14 protein-coding genes are annotated in these 16,993 nt (G+C 74.2%); 7 read left to right on the top strand and 7 right to left on the bottom strand.

Features of this window, described 5'->3' with window-relative positions:
• Nucleotides 1-54: 54 nt before the first annotated feature.
• Both ACSP97_RS34095 and ACSP97_RS34090 read right to left on the bottom strand, forming a co-directional pair.
• Nucleotides 55-1,323: a glucarate dehydratase family protein gene (locus ACSP97_RS34095; protein ID WP_391869258.1), complete on the bottom strand. Its 1,269-nt coding sequence runs from the start codon at nucleotides 1,321-1,323 to the stop codon at nucleotides 55-57.
• Complete coding sequence (locus ACSP97_RS34090) at nucleotides 1,320-2,240, bottom strand: 5-dehydro-4-deoxyglucarate dehydratase (RefSeq protein ID WP_382015294.1); 921 nt, start codon at nucleotides 2,238-2,240, stop codon at nucleotides 1,320-1,322. The genes ACSP97_RS34095 and ACSP97_RS34090 overlap by 4 nt, the downstream gene beginning before the upstream one ends.
• A 129-nt stretch (nucleotides 2,241-2,369) precedes the next feature.
• Between ACSP97_RS34090 and ACSP97_RS34085 the strand changes: the two genes are divergently transcribed.
• Together ACSP97_RS34085 and ACSP97_RS34080 are read left to right on the top strand one after the other, a co-directional pair.
• The gene (locus ACSP97_RS34085; protein ID WP_355330991.1) at nucleotides 2,370-3,170 is read left to right on the top strand and encodes an NAD-dependent epimerase/dehydratase family protein; all 801 of its coding nucleotides are present in this window, start codon (nucleotides 2,370-2,372) and stop codon (nucleotides 3,168-3,170) included.
• Between the two features lie 76 nt (nucleotides 3,171-3,246).
• Complete coding sequence (locus ACSP97_RS34080; protein WP_440555784.1) at nucleotides 3,247-4,752, top strand: aldehyde dehydrogenase (NADP(+)); 1,506 nt, start codon at nucleotides 3,247-3,249, stop codon at nucleotides 4,750-4,752.
• An 18-nt stretch (nucleotides 4,753-4,770) separates the two neighbouring features.
• Here ACSP97_RS34080 and ACSP97_RS34075 read toward each other — a convergent pair whose 3' ends face one another.
• The 3 genes from ACSP97_RS34075 to ACSP97_RS34065 all read right to left on the bottom strand — a co-directional run bounded on the left by ACSP97_RS34075 (nucleotide 4,771) and on the right by ACSP97_RS34065 (nucleotide 8,264).
• On the bottom strand, nucleotides 4,771-5,538 hold the full coding sequence (locus tag ACSP97_RS34075; protein WP_440555783.1) for an ALF repeat-containing protein: 768 nt from the start codon (nucleotides 5,536-5,538) through the stop codon (nucleotides 4,771-4,773).
• A gap of 264 nt (nucleotides 5,539-5,802) precedes the next feature.
• Entirely contained in the window at nucleotides 5,803-6,657 is an 855-nt protein-coding gene (prcB, locus tag ACSP97_RS34070; protein WP_440558514.1) for a proteasome subunit beta, read from the bottom strand.
• Nucleotides 6,658-6,737: 80 nt separating this feature from the next.
• Complete coding sequence (locus ACSP97_RS34065; RefSeq protein WP_440555782.1) at nucleotides 6,738-8,264, bottom strand: hypothetical protein; 1,527 nt, start codon at nucleotides 8,262-8,264, stop codon at nucleotides 6,738-6,740.
• A gap of 156 nt (nucleotides 8,265-8,420) precedes the next feature.
• Here ACSP97_RS34065 and ACSP97_RS34060 point away from each other — a divergent pair, with 156 nt between their 5' ends.
• Entirely contained in the window at nucleotides 8,421-8,792 is a 372-nt protein-coding gene (locus ACSP97_RS34060) for a BlaI/MecI/CopY family transcriptional regulator (protein WP_355155502.1), read from the top strand.
• Nucleotides 8,793-8,843: 51 nt separating this feature from the next.
• On the opposite strand, the gene ACSP97_RS34055 is transcribed toward ACSP97_RS34060, so the two are convergent.
• Nucleotides 8,844-11,198 (bottom strand): glycoside hydrolase family 65 protein, encoded by a 2,355-nt coding sequence (locus ACSP97_RS34055; protein ID WP_355155500.1) that lies wholly within the window; start codon nucleotides 11,196-11,198, stop codon nucleotides 8,844-8,846.
• The gene (locus ACSP97_RS34050) at nucleotides 11,195-11,935 is read right to left on the bottom strand and encodes an HAD family hydrolase (protein ID WP_355155499.1); all 741 of its coding nucleotides are present in this window, start codon (nucleotides 11,933-11,935) and stop codon (nucleotides 11,195-11,197) included. Before ACSP97_RS34050 ends, ACSP97_RS34055 begins: the two co-directional genes overlap by 4 nt.
• A gap of 86 nt (nucleotides 11,936-12,021) precedes the next feature.
• Here ACSP97_RS34050 and ACSP97_RS34045 point away from each other — a divergent pair, with 86 nt between their 5' ends.
• The 4 genes from ACSP97_RS34045 (at nucleotide 12,022) to ACSP97_RS34030 (ending at nucleotide 16,913) form a co-directional block, all read left to right on the top strand.
• Nucleotides 12,022-12,684: a nucleoside/nucleotide kinase family protein gene (locus ACSP97_RS34045; RefSeq protein WP_355155497.1), complete on the top strand. Its 663-nt coding sequence runs from the start codon at nucleotides 12,022-12,024 to the stop codon at nucleotides 12,682-12,684.
• Between the two features lie 77 nt (nucleotides 12,685-12,761).
• On the top strand, nucleotides 12,762-13,679 hold the full coding sequence (locus ACSP97_RS34040) for a MurR/RpiR family transcriptional regulator (RefSeq protein WP_355331005.1): 918 nt from the start codon (nucleotides 12,762-12,764) through the stop codon (nucleotides 13,677-13,679).
• A 342-nt stretch (nucleotides 13,680-14,021) separates the two neighbouring features.
• Entirely contained in the window at nucleotides 14,022-14,399 is a 378-nt protein-coding gene (locus tag ACSP97_RS34035; protein ID WP_382015271.1) for a hypothetical protein, read from the top strand.
• Between the two features lie 102 nt (nucleotides 14,400-14,501).
• Nucleotides 14,502-16,913 (top strand): SpoIIE family protein phosphatase, encoded by a 2,412-nt coding sequence (locus tag ACSP97_RS34030; RefSeq protein ID WP_440558513.1) that lies wholly within the window; start codon nucleotides 14,502-14,504, stop codon nucleotides 16,911-16,913.
• The last annotated feature ends 80 nt before the right edge of the window (nucleotides 16,914-16,993 follow it).

Below are 16,993 nucleotides of genomic sequence, written 5' to 3'. Positions count from 1 at the left end.
CCGTCGGTCCCACCGGCGGGGAGCCTTCGTCTCACCGGCCCGGGGCCGGGGCCCTCACCAGCGGGGGACCTTCTTCTCGTACGACGGGTCGATCCGCCGCATGTAACCGGTGTCGTCGCGGTTGCGCAGGCCGCAGGACACGTACTGCTCGTGCAGGCGGGCCAGCGCGTCCCGGTCGAGTTCGATGCCGAGGCCGGGCGCGGTGGGCACGGCGACGGAGCCGTCGCGAAACTCCAGCGCGCCGGGCGCGACGACCTCCTCGGTCTTCCAGGGCCAGTGGGTGTCGCAGGCGTACGTCAGATTCGGTGTGGCCGCCGCCAGGTGGGTCATCGCGGCGAGGCTGATGCCCAGGTGCGAGTTGGAGTGCATGGACAGGCCCAGGTCGAAGGTGTCGCAGATCCCGGCGAGCACCTTCGAGCGCTGCAGACCGCCCCAGTAGTGGTGGTCGGACAGCACCACCTGGACCGCGTCCAGGGCCACCGCGGGCTTGAGTTCGTCGAAGGCGACCACGCACATGTTCGTGGCGAGCGGCATCGGCGCCTCGCGCGCCACCCGGGCCATGCCCTCCTGCCCCGGCGTGGGGTCCTCCAGGTACTCCAGGACGCCGTCCAGTCCGCGGGCCACCCGCAGGGAGGTCTCCACCGTCCAGGCGGCGTTGGGGTCGAGCCGCAGCGGCCGGTCGGGGAAGGCCTCGCGCAGGGCGCGGACCGCCTCCATCTCCTCCTCGGGCCGGAAGACACCGCCCTTGAGCTTGAGGGCCGAGAAGCCGTACTCGTCGATCATGCGGCGGGCCTGCGCGACGATCCCCTCGGGGTCGAGCGCCTCGCCCCACGAGTCGGGCTCGTCACCGGGGTGCCCGGCCCACTTGTAGAACAGGTACGCGCTGAAGGGCACACGGTCCCGCACGGCGCCGCCGAGCAGGTCGGACACCGGTCGTCCGGCCGCCTTGCCCTGGATGTCCAGGCAGGCGACCTCGAAGGGGGAGAAGACCCGGTCCACCGTGCTGCTGGTGGTGATCATGCCGGTGAGGCCGTGCCCGTCGCTGCCCGTGTCCCCGCCGAGCGCGGCGGCGACCACGGCGTGCATCCGGCCGAGCCGGTGGACGTCCAGGCCCACCAGGGCGTCGGCGGCCTGCCGCAGCCGGCGCAGATGCCCCTCGTCGGCGTAGGTTTCGCCGAGTCCGGTGATCCCCTGGTCGGTGTGCACCTCCAGGACGGCGCGCAGCGCGTACGGCTCGTGCACGCCGACGGCGTTGAGCAGGGCGGGGTCGCGGAAGGCGACGGGGGTCACGGTGACGTCGGTGATGCGGATCGCGTCGCTCATCGGGCGATGTCCTCCACGAGGGCCAGGCCCGCGTCGGTGATCCGGCGCAGGGCGTCGAGGTGTTCGGGGGCCGGGTCGACCAGCGGGGCGCGCACCGGGCCTACCTCCAGGCCCCGTTGCCGCACGCCCGCCTTGACCAGCGAGACGGCGTAGCCAGGCACCAGGTCGCGCAGCGCCACGAGCGGGTGGAAGAACTCCCGCTGCAACCGCTCCACCGTGTGCCGGTCGCCCTTCTCGACCGCCTGGTAGAAGGCGTTGGAGATCTCCGGGGCGAAACAGAAGACGGCGGAGGAGTACAGGTCCACGCCGATGCCGCGGTACGCCGGGACGGTCACCTCGGCGGTGGGCATGCCGTTGAAGAACTGGAACGGCTTGCCGGTGCCCGCGAGTTCGTGCCGTACCGCGGTCACGATGCGCGAGAGCCGGTCCAGGTCCCCGACGCCGTCCTTCAGGCCGACCACCTTGTCGTGGCGGGCCAGTTCGGCGGCGGTGGCGGCGTCGAAGCGGGCGTTGGAGCGGTTGTAGACGATGACCGGCAGGTCGCTCGCGTCCGCGACCTGCCGCGCGTAGGCGGCGAGTCCGGCCGCCGGGGCCTCGACCAGGTAGGGCGGGAGCAGGAGCAGGCCGTCGGCGCCCGCGTCCTGGGCGACACGCGAGTACCGGCGGGCCAGCGGCAGCGGGCCGCCGGTGCCGGCGAACACCGGGACGCGGCCGGCCACCGTCTCGACCGCGGTGCGCACGGCCTCGCCGTGCTCCTCGGGGCTCAGGGCGTGGAACTCGCCCGTACCGCAGGCGACGAAGACCCCGCCGGGTCCGGCGGCCAGGCCGCGGCGCAGATGCTCGGCGAGCACCTCCCGGTCGACCTGCCCGGACGCCGTGAAGGGCGTCACCGGAAAGAACAGCACGCCGTCGAACATGGGCACTTGGCACTCCTCCGTCGTCTACATACGTAGACAGCCTCCACATTTGCGAACTTGCCTTCGAACTGTAAGACTCGGTCAGGAGCACGGTCAAGACGGCCCTGAGCCGCCGAAAGGAGATGGCGAGTGACCCAGCACATCGTGATCACCGGAGCCGCGGGAGGGGTCGGCACCCTGCTCCGCCCCCGGCTGGCCCGCAAGGGCCGGATACTGCGGCTGCTCGACGTGGCGCCGGTACCGGACGCGGCCGAGGGCGAGGACGTGGAGTGCGTCCAGGTGTCGGTCACGGACCTGCCGGGAATGCGCGAGGCCCTCACCGGGGCCGACGCGGTCATCCACCTCGGCGGCCTGAGCGTCGAGGGGCCGTGGGACCGCATCCTCGACGTCAACATCAACGGCACCCGCACGGTCCTCGAAGCGGCCCGCCGGGCCGGCGTGCCCCGCGTGATCATCGCGAGCAGCAGCCACGCGGTGGGCTTCCACCCTCGGGGCGAGGGCGAGGCACCGGACTACCTCTTCCCCCGCCCCGACACCTACTACGGCGTGAGCAAGGTGGCCGCCGAGGCCCTGGGCAGCCTCTACCACGACCGCTACGGCCTGGACGTGGTCTGCGTCCGCATCGGCGGCTGCTTCGAAACCCCCATCGCCACCCGCCAGTTGGCCACCTGGCTGTCCCCGGACGACTGCGCGCGCCTGATGGAGGCGCTCATCGCGGCGCCCTCGCCCGGCTTCCGCGTGGTGTGGGGCGTCTCGGACAACACCCGCCGCTGGTTCTCGCTGGACGAGGCACGCGCCCTGGGCTACGAACCCCGGGACGACGCCGAGCGCTTCGCCGGCGAACTCGAGGGCCGGCACGACCCGTTGGACGAGATCTACCTGGGCGGAGCCTTCTGCTCGCCGGAACTCGACGCCGACCCGGACGACTGACACCGCGCACACCACGGCCCGCCACCCCGCGCTTTCCCCGAATCCCGCCGTTCGACCCGGAGGTTCGACCGATCCGATGACCGACACCACGACCGCCCCGCTGCGGGGCATCAGCCCGCGTACCGGTGAGCCCGTCGGCGACCCGGTCCCCGTGTCCACCGCGCGGGACGTCGACGCCGCGGCCCGCGCCGCCGCCCGGGCCTTCCCCGTCTGGTCCGCGCTGCCCGCCGCCGACCGGGCCGCGGCCCTCGACGCCGCCGCCGACGCACTGGACGCGGCCCGCGAGGAACTCGTCGCCGTCGCCGACGCCGAGACCGCGCTCGGCGAGGTGCGGCTGACCGGCGAGGTGGGCCGCACCAGCGGCCAGCTGCGCCTGTTCGCCGAGGTGCTGCGCGACGGTGGTCATGTGCAGGCCGTCCTCACCCCGGCCGACCCGGCCGCCGGGCGTCCCGACGTCCGCCGGATGCGGCAGGCGATCGGGCCGGTGGCCGTGTTCAGCGCCTCCAACTTCCCGTTCGCCTTCTCCGTGGCGGGCGGCGACACCGCATCGGCCCTCGCGGCGGGCTGCCCGGTGGTGGTCAAGGCGCACGAGGGCCATCCGGCGACCTCGGTCGCGGTCGCACGTGTCGTCGCCGGGGCGCTGCGCGACGCCGGCGCCCCCGACGGCGTCCTCGGCCTGGTCGCGGGCTTCGAGGCGGGTGCCGCGCTGGTGCGCCACCCGGCCGTCAAGGCCGTCGGTTTCACCGGCTCGCAGTCCGGCGGCCGGGCCCTGTTCGACCTCGCCGCCGCCCGCCCCGAACCGATCCCCTTCTACGGTGAACTCGGCAGCGTCAACCCGGTGGTGGTCCTGCCGGACGCCGCCGCGCGACGCACCGCGGAGATCGCCGACGGGTACGCCCGGTCCCTCACCCTCGGCACCGGCCAGTTCTGCACCAACCCCGGTCTGCTGTTCGTCCCCGAGGACGGCCCGCTGGCGGACGCCGTCGCCGCCGCGGTCGGCGCCACCGCGACCGGAGCCATGCTGACGGCCGGTATGCGGGACGGCTACCGGGCCCGGGTCGCCGCACTGGACGAGGCCGCCGGCCTCGCCCCGCTGGCCTCCGGAGGCGCGAACGACGACTCCTTCGCGGTGGCGCCGCGCGTGTGGCGGTGTTCCCTGGCGTCCTTCGCCGACCGCCTGGACACCCTGGCCGAGGAATGCTTCGGCCCGGCCGGCCTGGTGGTGACCTACCCGGACCCGGATGCGCTGGCCGAGGTCCTGGCGGCCCTCCCGGGCAGCCTCACCGGCTCGGTGCACGCCACGGCCGGTGACACGGCGGCGGCCGCCCGGGTGGCCGCGGTGCTGCGGCACCGTGTGGGCCGGCTGGTCCACAACGGCTGGCCGACCGGCGTCGCCGTCTGCTGGGCCATGCACCACGGCGGTCCGTGGCCGTCGACGACGGCTCCGCTGCACACCTCGGTGGGTGCCACGGCGATCGACCGCTGGCTGGTCCCGGTCGCCTACCAGGACTGGCCGGACGAACTGCTCCCGCCGGAACTCCAGGACGCCAACCCGCTGGGCATTCCCCGCCGGGTGGGCTGACCTCGGAGCCCCGCTCCGCTACGCGTCCACCTCGTAGCGCCCGTGCTCCAGGAAGTAGCGCAGCGCCTCCGGCGTGCCGTCGTCCAGGGCCTTCTCCGCCGCCGCGCGGAGGGCCGGGCTGGTGGCCGGGTCGGCGAGGATGCGGGCGATCGCGACCCTGTCGTCCTCCGCCTGGGCCTGCCGGTAACCCGTCTCCAGGAACGCACGCAGCGCCTCCGGCGAACCGTCGTCCAACGCCGCGTTGGCCGCCCGGACGACCGCCTTGTCGTTGTTCTGCTGGGCGACGCCGAGGATACGGGCGATCGCGACCCTGTCGTCCTCCGCCTGGGCCTGCCGGTAACCCGTCTCCAGGAACGCACGCAGCGCCTCCGGCGAACCGTCGTCCAACGCCGCGTTGGCCGCCCGGACGACCGCCTTGTCGTTGTTCTGCTGGGCGACGCCGAGGATCCGGGCGATCGCGACCCTGTCGTCCTCCGCCTGGGCCTGCCGGTAACCCGTCTCCAGGAACGCACGCAGCGCCTCCGGCGAACCGTCGTCCAACGCCGCGTTGGCCGCCCGGACGACCGCCTTGTCGTTGTTCTGCTGGGCGACGCCGAGGATGCGGAGGACGGCGACCCGGAGGTCGTCGTCCGACATGTCGCCGACCGGGACGTCGGTCGCCGTCGTCACCGTCGTCGCCACGGCCGTGGTGGTGGCCGTGCCCTCGGCGAAAGCCGGCGCGCTGAGCAGGAGTGCCGGGGTCAGTGCGGTGGCCGCGACGGTCAGGGCGGCGCGGGTCAGTCTCATGCGGGAACGCTCCTTGCTGGCCTGGAAGTGCGGGCGGAGTTCGCACTCGAACATGGTGTCGGCGGACGAGGCGCCGGCTCGGCCCACACCGCCGTCGCCCCGTTGTCGCCAGGAGACGGTGGCATGCGACCCTCCCCCGAGCCGGTACCCCCGTGCCTCATCCGCCGTACGGCAATCTAGACGGCGGCGCCGCTCGCGTTCACTGCCCGGAGCAGGAAGTGTTCGGGGTTTGTTCGTTGCCGTGCGAAGGTCACATCGCTCGGGCTACGGCTCGACGTGCGGACCGTCCGGGCGGCCCGCGCGCTGGCGCACCATCTCCTGGCTCAGCTCCTCGGTCTGCGACTGCGGCAGCCGTTCGAAGCCGTCCTCGGTGATGAACGAAATGATCGGGAAGATACGGCGGTTGAGGTCGGGACCGCCGGTGGCCGAGTCGTCGTCGGCGGCGTCGTACAGCGCGTGGAGCGCGGCGAGGGCGGCCTCGCGGCGCGGCAGGCCCGGCCGGTAGAGCTTCTTCAACGCGCCGCGGGCGTACGGGGATCCGGAGCCCTCGGCGTGGAAGCCGCGCTTCTCGTACAGGCCGCCGACCGCGTCGTAGGCGAAGATGCGGCCGGCCTCCCCCGCGGGCGCGGTCAGGTCGTAGCCCGCGAGCAGCGGGACGACGACGAGGCCCTGCATGGCCTGGGCGAGGTTCTGCCGGATCATGGCCGCGAGACGCGTGGCCTTCGCGGCGAGCGTCATCGGCGTACCCTCGATCTTCTCGAAGTGGGTCAGCTCGACCTGGTAGAGCCGCACCATGTCCAGGGCGAGCCCGACGGTGCCGGCGAAGGCGACGGCGGTGTGCTCGTCGGTCGGGTGGACCTTCTCCAGGTCGCGCTGGGCGATCAGGTTGCCCATGGTGGCCCGGCGGTCCCCGGCGATCAGCACGCCGTCGCGGTAGGTGAGGGCGAGCACCGTGGTGCCGTGCGGGAACCGGCCGGGGGCCGCGCTCGTCCCGGCGGGCAGCGGGGACACGGTGGGCAGCAGGCCGGGCCGGTGCGCGGCCAGGAACTCGGTGAAGGACGAACCCCCCGGCGTGAAGAACGCCTCGTCCGGCAGCCCCGCGGTGTCGTTCCCCGTCATCTGCTTCCCCTCCGTCGGCACGCGATCTCCTCCGTGTCCTACCTCGCCGAACGCCCCGGAAACCCCGTGAGGCCACGCCGTCACACGCCGTTCCCCGGCAGCGTGTAGTACAGCCGCCGCCGGCCCTCGGCGGGGACCCACGCCCAGTCGCGGGCGTAGGCGGGCGGCCGGGCACCCTCGGGAACCAGCGTGGCCGCCGGGATGCGCCGGGCGGCGCGGGCGATGGCGTCGGTGGTCGAGTTGGCGTTGGGTCCGCTGGTCGCGGCCGAGGCGCAGCCGGCGTAGAAGGCGATCGGCAGTGCCTCGTCGCCGGTGACCAGGCAGGGGGCGCGGACGCCGACCCGGTGCAAGGTGGCGGCGGTGCGCGACCAGACGCGGTGGGCGGCGGTGGTGCCGCGCACCGTGTGGGTGAGCACGCTCAGTTGGGCGCCGAGGTGCAGAGCGAGAGCCAGGCCCAGCAGGGTGCGGACGACCGGGCGCCAGGGCCCGCGCGGGGCGGTCGCGAGCCGTGACAGCGCGGCGGCGACCGGGACGGCCAGCAGGGCGTAGGCGGGCAGCAGGAAACGGGGAGCCGCGTAGCCGATGAGGAAGAGGTAGGGGAAGGCGGCCGACGCCGCGCAGGCGAGCGGCAGCGCCGTGACCGCCGGGCGCCGGGCGCGGACCGCGAGAACCAGGGCGAGCAGCGCGAGCAGGGGCAGCGCGCACCACCAGGCGGTGACGAACGGGCTGGGCAGGGCGCCCGCGCACGGCCGGCACAGGGAACGGCCGCCGAGGCTGCGCAGTTGGTCGGTCACGGCGACGTGCCAGCCGAGCCCGCCCTGAATCGCCGAGCCCTCGTGCAGCCGGTGCAAGAGGCCGCCGTAGCTCACGTACGCCTCGACCACCCACTCGGCCACCCCGGCCGCGAGCCCCACGAGCAGCGCGGCCGACCGCTTCCAGGAGCGGCGCGCCGACGCGACGGCGAACAGGGGCAGTACGGTCCAGACCGCGTCCACGGGACGCATCCAGCCCATCAACGCGGTGCCGGCGGCGAGGCCCCACAGCGCGGCCCGGTCACGGCCCGTGGATGACGCGCTCGCGGGTGGCGCCGTCACGGACGGCACGCCCGCGCGCAGGAACAGCCCGGTCGTCGTCGACGCCCCGATGGCGACCCAGTAGTTGGGCATGGCTTGGGGGCCGTAGAAGAGGGTGATCCACAGGGAGGCGAAGAGCGCGCCCGCGAGGGCGAGGACGCGGTCCGGGAAGAGTCCGCGCCAGGCGCGCAGCGCCAGGTGGAGGGCGAGGCCGGACAGGACGGCGAGGTAGCAGCGCAGCAGGGCCGTCGAGGACGACCACGCGGTGACGGGCGCGACGAGCAGGGAGATGCCGCGGGCCCGGGGCGCGCTGAAGTAGGCTGCGGGGGCGTGCGCGCTGACCTGGCTGACGTACACCGTCTCGTCCCAGCCGAGTCCCATGCCGGGCCCCACCAGGAGCAGTTGGGCCAGGGTGAAGGCCGCGGCGACGGCCGCGAGCGGGACGGCGGCCCGTTTGCCGGGACCGTGCCCGGGCAGGTGCCGGGAGCGCTCGGCCCGCGTCCCGGCGAGTGCGGCATCAGCGCTGCCGGTCATCCTCACCCCTTCGCCCCGTGCGGGCAGAACCGGAAGGGCACCACCCCATCACAGAGCCGCCGCGGATCGGGGGCGGACCCGCCCGCTTCCGCCCGGTTGGTCCGGCAGGCGGGGACGGCCCGCGGGCCTGGCCCCTACGCGCTGTAAGGTTGGGGCATGGCTAGGGCGGAACGGCGCAGCGCCGGTGAGCTGGAGAGTGAGGTGCTGGCCGCCCTGTGGGCCACCGATCGGCCGCTCACGCCGGCGGAGATCCAGACCGAGATCGGCGGTCTCGCGTACAACACCGTGCACACCATCCTCAAGCGGCTGTACGACAAGGGGCTGGTGCTGCGGGACGCGGACGGGCGGCGCGGCGCGTACCGCCCGTCGAAGAACGCGGCCGAGCTGACCGCCGAGGCCATGCGCCGGGCCCTGGACCGGGGCCCCGACCCGATCGCCGCCCTCCAGCAGTTCGTGACCGGTCTGAGCCGCGACGAGGAGCGGGCCCTGCGCGAGCTGCTCGCGCGGGGCGGGGGCGAACCCGGCTGAGCGGTGTCACCCCGGGGCGATCAGCGGCCCGGGGTGACACCGCCGGTTCGCTCATCCCCCGTTCGGTGCCCGGTGCCGCGGCTGCCGGGGGGCGGGGCGGCGGATGGCCGGGGGGACGGCCCGGACCGCGGGCTCGCTGGTGGTCACGGTGAGCGGCTCGCCGTGGTGGTGGAGGGTCAGGGGCGGTCCGTCGAGGAGGGCGTACGTGGTCTTGTCGGCGTCGATCTCCACCCGCAGCCGGCGTCCGCGGAACTGCACGTGGAAGGCGAGCCGGGCCAGGCGTTCGGGCAGCCGGGGCGCGAACCGCAGCCGCTCGCCGTCGCGGCGCATGCCGCCGAAGCCCGCCACCAGGGCCATCCAGGTGCCGGCGAGCGAGGCGATGTGCAGCCCGTCGCGGGTGTTGTGCTCCAGGTCGTGCAGGTCCATCAGGGCCGCCTCGGCCGTGTAGTCGTAGGCGAGGTCGAGGTGGCCGGTGCGGGCGGCGACGACGGCCTGGCAGCAGGCGGACAGGGAGGAGTCGCGCACGGTCAGCGGCTCGTAGTAGGCGAAGTCGCGGGCGATCTGCTCCTCGTCGCAGTGTTCGGCGAAGTACCCGTCGCAGGTGTACAGCGCCAGCACCAGGTCGGCCTGTTTGACGACCTGCTTGCGGTAGAGGTCGAAGTACGGGAAGTGCAGCAGCAGCGGGTACTGGTCGGCGCGGGTGCCGTCGAAGTCCCAACGCTGGTAGCGGGTGAACCCGGCATGCTGTTCGTGGACGCCGAGTTCGGCGTTGTACGGGACGTGCATCGCCACGGCGGCGTCCCGCCAGGCCGCGCTCTCCTCCTCGTCCACCCCGAGCCGGGCGGCCTCGCGCGGATGGCGTTCGACGGCGTCGACGGCGGCCAGCAGGTTCTGCCGGGCCATCAGGTTGGTGTAGGTGTTGTCGTCGGCGACCGCGCTGTACTCGTCGGGGCCGGTGACCCCGTCGAGGTGGTAGACGCCGTGCACGTCGTGGTGGCCGAGCGAGCGCCACAACCGGGCGGTCTCCACGAGGAGTTCGACCCCGGCCTCGCGTTCGAAGTCGGTGTCGCCGGTGGCCTCGACGTAGCGGACGACGGCGTCGGCGATGTCGGCGTTCACGTGGAAGGCCGCGGTGCCGGCGGGCCAGTACGCCGAGCCCTCCGGTCCCGCGATGGTCCGCCAGGGGAACGCGGCCCCGGCCAGCCCCAGTTGGGCCGCGCGCTCGCGGGCCTCGTCCAGGGTGCTGTACCGCCAGCGCAGCGCCTCGGCGACGGCGTCGGGCGCGGTGTGGGTGAGCAGGGGCAGCACGAACATCTCGGTGTCCCAGAAGGCGTGCCCGTCGTAGCCGGAGCCCGTCAGCCCCTTCGCGGGGATGGCGCGCCGCTCGGCGCGGGCCCCCGCCTGGAGGACGTGGAACAGGGCGAACCGCACGGCCTGCTGGATCTCCTCGTCCCCGGTCACCTCGACGTCGGCGCGCGCCCAGAAGTCGTCCAGGCAGGCCCGCTGGTCGGCGAGCAGGCCGGGCCAGCCGTCGTGGGCGGCGGCCGCGAGCGCGGCGTCGACCTGGTCGGCCATGGCGGGCAGCGAGCGGGCGGCCGACCAGCCGTGGGCGACCAGCTTCTCCACCCGCAGCGTCTGCCCGGGCTCCAGCACCGAGGTCACGGTCAGCCGGGCCAGATCGGTGCCGCTCTCGCTGCGGGTGGTGGTGCGCTCGGGCCCGTCGACGGCGTGGTCGGCGGCCACCGCGACCCGCAGACCGCTGCGCCGGGTCCGGTGCACCAGGCGCAGCCGCTCGCCCGCGGCGAGGTGGTCCTCCTGTTCCAGGGGCGACTGGAGCGCCACCGCGGCGCGCGGATCGCCGTCGCCGCCGGGCAGGCTTTCGTTGGCGACCAGTTCGGACTGGATCACCACCCGGGTACGGCGGTCGACGGCCTCCACCTCGTAGGCGACGGCGGCCACCGCGCGCTGGGTGAGCGAGACCAGCCGGGTCGAGCGGACCCGGACCGTGGAACCGGCCGGGGAGGTCCACTCGCAGGTCCGCTCCAGCACCCCGCGGCGCAGGTCCAGCACCCGCTCGTGGGCGACGAGCCGGCCGTAGCGCAGATCGAACGGCTCGTCGTCGACCAACAGCCGCAGGATCTTGCCGTTGGTGACGTTGATGACGGTCTGCCCCGACTCCGGATAGCCGTACCCGGCCTCCGCGTAGGGCAGCGGGTGCACCTCGTGGACGCCGTTGAGGTAGGTGCCGGGCAGGCCGTGCGGTTCCCCCTCGTCGAGGTTGCCGCGCCAGCCGACATGGCCGTTGGAGAGTGCGAAGACGGACTCGCTCTGCGCGAGCACGTCGAGGTCGAGGGAGGTCTCCCGGACGGCCCACGGCTCGACGGCGTACGAACCCTGCGTGATCACCGCTCGTCCCCCAGTTCGGCGAGGTCGTCGACGACGACGCTCGCGCCGTGCGCGTAGAGCGCGTCGGTCTGGCCGACCCGGTCGACACCGACGACGTATCCGAAGCCGCCCGCGCGGCCCGCGTCCATCCCGGCCAGCGCGTCCTCGAACACGGCCGCCCGGGACGGTTCCACGCCGAGGTCGCGGGCGGCGGCGAGGAAGGTGTCGGGGTGCGGTTTGCCCGGCAGGTGCCGCTCGGCGGCCACCACGCCGTCGATCCGTACGTCGAAGTAGTGCTCGGCGCCCACCGACCGCAGTACGTCACGGCAGTTGGCGCTGGAGGAGACGATCGCGGTGCGCAGCCCCTCGGTGCGGACCGCCGCCAGATAGCGCAGGGTGCCCTCGTACGCCTCGACGCCGCCGGTGCGGATCTTCGCGAGGAGCAGCTCGTTCTTGCGGTTGCCGAGGCCGTGCACGGTCAGGGCGTCCGGCGGGTCGTCCGGGGTGCCCTCCGGCAGCCGGATGCCGCGGGAGTCGAGGAAGGCGCGCACCCCGTCGGCGCGCGGCCGGCCGTCCACGTACTCGTCGTAGTCGGCGACCGCGTCGAACGGCCGTGCCTGCTCGCCCCCCTGGGAACGCAGGAACGCGTCGAACGTCTCCTTCCACGCGGCCGCGTGCACGACGGCCGTCTTGGTGACGACCCCGTCGAGATCGAAGAGACAGGCCTGGATGTCGTCGGGCAGACCGAGCTGAGTCATACCGAGCACTGTTCCCCGTCAGCGGCCGTCCAGTGAGTGGCGCACGCCACATGTTCCCCCGGTCCGAAGTGACAGACTCTGCTGTTGTGCCACCGACCTTCGACGACCTCCTCGAACGCGCCCGCGCACTCCCCCGGGCGGGCCGGCGCGCCGTGCTCGGCATCGCGGGCGGCCCGGGCGCGGGCAAGTCCACACTGGCCGAGGGGCTGGTGCGCGCCCTGAACGCCGGCGGCCCCCCGTGGGTCGCCCACGTCCCCATGGACGGCTTCCACCTGGCCGACGCCGAACTCGACCGGCTGGGCCGCCGGGACCGCAAGGGCGCCCCGGACACCTTTGACGCGGCCGGGTACGCGGCGCTGCTGCGCCGGCTGCGCGAGGACGGCGACGAGGTGGTGTACGCGCCCGGGTTCGAGCGGGTCCTGGAGCAGCCGCTGGCGGGGGCGATCGCGGTGCCGCCGAGCGCCCGGCTGGTGGTGACCGAGGGCAACTACCTTCTGCTGGAGGAGGGTTCGTGGGCGCGGGTGCGACCGTGCCTGGACGAGGTGTGGTTCTGCGAGCTTCCCGAGCAGGAGCGGGTCCGCCGGCTGGTCGCCCGGCACGAGCGGTTCGGCAAGGACCACGCGGCGGCGCTCGCCTGGGTGCTGGGCACGGACCAGCGCAACGCCGACCTGGTGGCGACGACCCGCGGCCGGGCGGACCTGCTGGTCCCGGCCGGCGTCCTGCCCTCGCCCTCCCCGTCGCCGGGCTGAGACCGCTGGTCAACCCGCTGGTCACGGCCTTGGGTGAGCTATGTTGAGTGCTCGTGGCAGACAAAGGAGACGGACCGGTGCCCTCGCCGCAGCAGGCCCGCGCACAGGCGTCGGCGATCACCTCGGGCAAGACCGCACCACGCGCCGAGGCCGCCCCGACCTCCCAGCTCAGGGAGCTGTTCGACGGCCCCCGGCTGTCCCCCGGGCAGCGCCGGATCGCCCAGTACCTGATCGAGCACATCACCGAGGCCGCGTTCCTGTCCATCACCGAGCTGGCGGACCGGGTCGGGGTCAGCCAGCCGTCCGTCACCCGGTTCGCCGGTGCGGTCGGCTTCAGCGGCTACCCCGCGCTGCGCGAGCGGTTGCAGTCGATCGCGCTGAAGACCCTGGCCGGCGGGCCCGGCGACCCGAACCGCGCCAACGAGCTGCAGGCCGCCGTGGACGCCGAGATCCGGAACCTGGAGAACCTGCGGCGCGACTTCGCGGACCCGGACCGGGTGATCCACGTCGGCCGGGAGCTGTCCCGCTCCACCCCGCTGACCGTGCTGGGGCTGCGCATCTCGGAGTCGCTGGCCGAGTACTTCGGGTACGCGGCGCGCCGTATCCACCCGGATGTACGGCTGGTCACCCGGGGCGGCAGCGTGGCCTACGACGCGCTGCTCCAGTCCCGTGAGGCCGGCGGCAGCTGGGTGCTGGCGTTCGCGATGCCCCGGCACTCACACGAGACCCTCCAGGCCGTCCGGGTGGCGCACGACGCCGGTCTGAAGGTTGCCCTGATCACCGATCTCGCGCTCGGGCCGCTGGCCGACGAGGCCGACGTCACCTTCGCCACCGGCACCGGCTCCCGGCTGGTCTTCGACTCCTACGCCGCGCCCGGCGTGATGGCCGCCGCACTGCTGCAGGCCATGACCGACGCCGACCCGGAACGCACCCAGGCCCGCCTGGAGAAGTACGAGCAGATCTCCGAGCAGCACCAGTTCTTCGTCCGGGACTGAGTGCGCCGCTCCCCCCGGTGCCGCGCCGCCCTTCTCTTCGGCGGCGCGGCACCCATCCGTGAAGATCTTGCGGTCACCGCCCGCCCGCAGCGGGATCTTTCACCCCATATCGCGCATGAATGTTTTCATACGTCTTGCAAAGTGATCGGCATATATAAATACTCACCCGGGGCACCCGCGCGGACACCCCGGAGCCGGCCGTCACCTACCCAAGGCCGGCGAGCGGGATGTCCGGTGGTGCGGCGTCCCTGCGCCGCGCCCGGGGCGGCCCCGGTCATCCCCTGGACCGGGGCCGCCCGCCCTCGTCGGACCACCCTCACGACGCGCAGACCGGAAGTGACCATGACCCTCACCAGCACGCGCCTCAGCCCCGACTGGCCCTGCCAGGTCAAGACCCCGGGTTCGTACGACTGGGAGCGCTCGGCCGCCAGGTGGCTGCGCGAGCTGGTCCCCGCGCGCTACGCGAGCTACCCGGCCCTGATCCGCCACCCGGTGCTGCTCGCCCGGCACGCGCAGATCCAGGTGCAGCAGGAGATCCGGGTGGCCCGCACCGCCCTCCAGACGGCGCGGGCCGAACTCCCGGTGCTCGGGCTGCCCGAGTCGGTCATCGAGCACACGATCAAGCTGTACGCGGCCGAGGTGCTGCAGCTCCAGCACATCGCCCGCAGTGTCCGCGCGGTCACCGAGGCCCTGGCGCGCCGCGGCGGCCACCCTGCCTGAGGCACGAGGACGGGCGCCCCGCCGCCGCGGTCCGCCACACCGGTGATCGAAGGGGGCCGAATGTGCGATGCTCGTCGCGTGACGAGCGAGTCCGTTCCCCCGATGGGCGACCCCGGCACCGGCGGCGACAGTGCCGCGCTGGCCAGGGTCGTGGCCCGGCAGCGTGCGGAGCTGGAGCGGCTGCGTGACCGCGCCGCGACGGCGGCGGTGCTGGAGCGGGCCAAGGGCGCCCTGATGGCGCTCACCGGCTGTAGCCCGGACGCCGCCCACGACGAGCTGCGGCGCCGTGCCCGGGGCAGCGGGCGCACCCTCGTCGAAGAGTGCTGGCTCGCCCTGGGATCGCTCCCGCCGTCCACGCAGGAAGCGGACCCCGCGGCCGCGGCCCCGCCCCCTCGCGAGACCCCGCCCGCCGGTGCCCCCGACCTCGCCGAGGCGCTGGGCCGGATGGGCCGGGACCTGGTGCGCGTCGGTTCCCCGCAGGAACTGGCCGCGCGCCTCCTGGACCAGCTGGCGTCCGAGGTGCGGGCCGACGCCGTACTCCTCTACGAGCGGCAGGCGGAGGGCGGGATCGAACTGATCGGGCACGCGGGCGCCGACCCCCGGTTCGCCGCCCAGTGGCGGCATGTGCCCCCACTGGCCGGGGTGCCCGCCTTCGAGGTCCTGGCCACGGGCGAGCCCCTCTGGCTGGAGGACCTGCCCGCCGACCGCACCCGGTACCTGCTCAGCGGCAGCCAGCCGGAGCGGTGGCCGACCCGGGCCTGGCTGCCGGTGCCGGCCGGGGGCACCGGCCGGGTCGCCCTCGGGGTGCTGCGCCGGCACGACCAGCCCTTCGGACCACGCGAGCGCGAACTGCTGCGCGCCGCCACCCGGTTGTGCGCCGGCCGCCTGCGCGCCCTGGACGCCCCGCGGGAGGCCCCCGGCGAACCCGGTGTCACCCCGCCCGTGCAGGCGGTCCTCGACGCGCTGCCCGGTCCCGCGGTCCTGCTCACCCCGCTGCGCGGCCCCGCGGGCGAGGTGGAGGACTACCGCATCGACGCCGCCGCGCCGCATACCGTCGACGTGTTCGGCCGCACCGGACGCGACATGGTCGGCCGGCGCATCCTGGAGAGCTACCCGTCCGTCGCGGGCGAACCGCTGTGGCGGGGTTATCTGACGGCCCTGGAGACGGGGGTGCCGTTCGAGGGCGAGCCGTTCGCCTACCAGGACGTGTCCGACGGGGTGGCCGTGACCGCCACCTACTCGGTGCGGGCCGCCCCGCTGGGCGAGGGGCTGCTGGTGTCCTGGCTGCGGTACGACCCCACGGAGCGGCAGGAGCAGCGACTGGCCGACGTGCAGCGGCTCGGCAACCTCGGCTGGGCTAACTGGAACCTGGTCACCGGGGAGATCTCCTGGTCCGCGCAGGCCTACGCCGTCCTGCGTCGCGACCCCGCGCGCGGGCCGCTGGAACTGGCGGAACTGCCCGCTCTCGCCCTGCCCCAGGACGCGGACCAGCTGGCCGCCGCGATCACCGGGCTGGTCCGCCGCGGCCGGGCCTTCGACACACCGTTCCGGGTCGAGGCGCCCGAGGGCGTACGGCATCTGCGGCTGGTCGCCGAGGCCGTCACCGAGCCGGACGGCACCCCCGCCGAGGTGCACGGCTTCGTCCAGGACCTCACCGCACAGCGCAGCGCGGAACTCGCCCTGGTCAAGAGCGAGCGCACGATGCTGCTCCAGCGCGGGGTGCTCCAGGCCGAACGGGCGCTGGCCGCACGCCTCCAGCACGCCCTGCTGCCGCTGCCCAGCAAGCCGGTGCGGCTGGCCGGGCTGCGCGTCGAGGTCGCCTACCTGCCCGCACAGGCCGGTATCCACGTCGGCGGCGACTGGTTCAGCGCCATCGAACTGCCCGACAGCGACGCGCTGTTCGTGGTCGGCGACGTGGCGGGCCACGGCATCGACGCGGTGGCCACCATGGCCCAGCTGCGGTTCACCGCCAAGGGGATGGTCAGTACCGGTACCTCGCTCACCGTCGCCCTGGCCCGGCTCAACCAGCTGCTGCTGCACTCCCGGGACGGCCGGCGCACGGCCACCATGATCATGGCCCGCTACGACCCGGACCAGCAGGTGCTGACCTGGGCGCAGGCCGGGCACCCGCCGCCGCTGCTGGTGCGCCACGGCGAGGTGCGCTACCTCGACCGTCCCGTCGGCATGCTGCTCGGGGCCAGTGACCGTCCCGCGTACGAGTCGGCGCAGCTGCGCCTGGCCCCCGGGGACCGGCTGCTGCTGTACACCGACGGCCTCGTCGAGCGGCCCGGCGAGGGCCTGGACGTGGGGCTGGCCCGGCTGGCCGAGGCGGCGCGGGCCCACGGCGACGGCGGCTGGGACTCCCTGGACGCGCTGCTCGCCGCCATGGTCGCGGACGAGCGGCGCGACGACGTGTGCGTGCTGGACATCCGGATGCCGGCGCGCGCCGACGATCACACCGAGGAACCGGTCGACGCGGCGGACACGGGGGACTTGGAGGCCCAGAACGGCTAGGGTCTTTCATTTGGATCAGGCCGGATCAGGGAGCGGGGTCTGGCGCCGTGCGTCGCAAGGCGGAGGAGGGCGACATGGCG

This window comes from Streptomyces sp. SCPE 10 (assembly GCF_051980735.1).
GTDB classification, from domain to species: Bacteria; Actinomycetota; Actinomycetes; order Streptomycetales; family Streptomycetaceae; genus Streptomyces; species Streptomyces misionensis.
The sequence above is the reverse complement of the archived record's forward strand: the minus strand, read 5'-3'. Positions and strand labels throughout refer to the sequence as shown.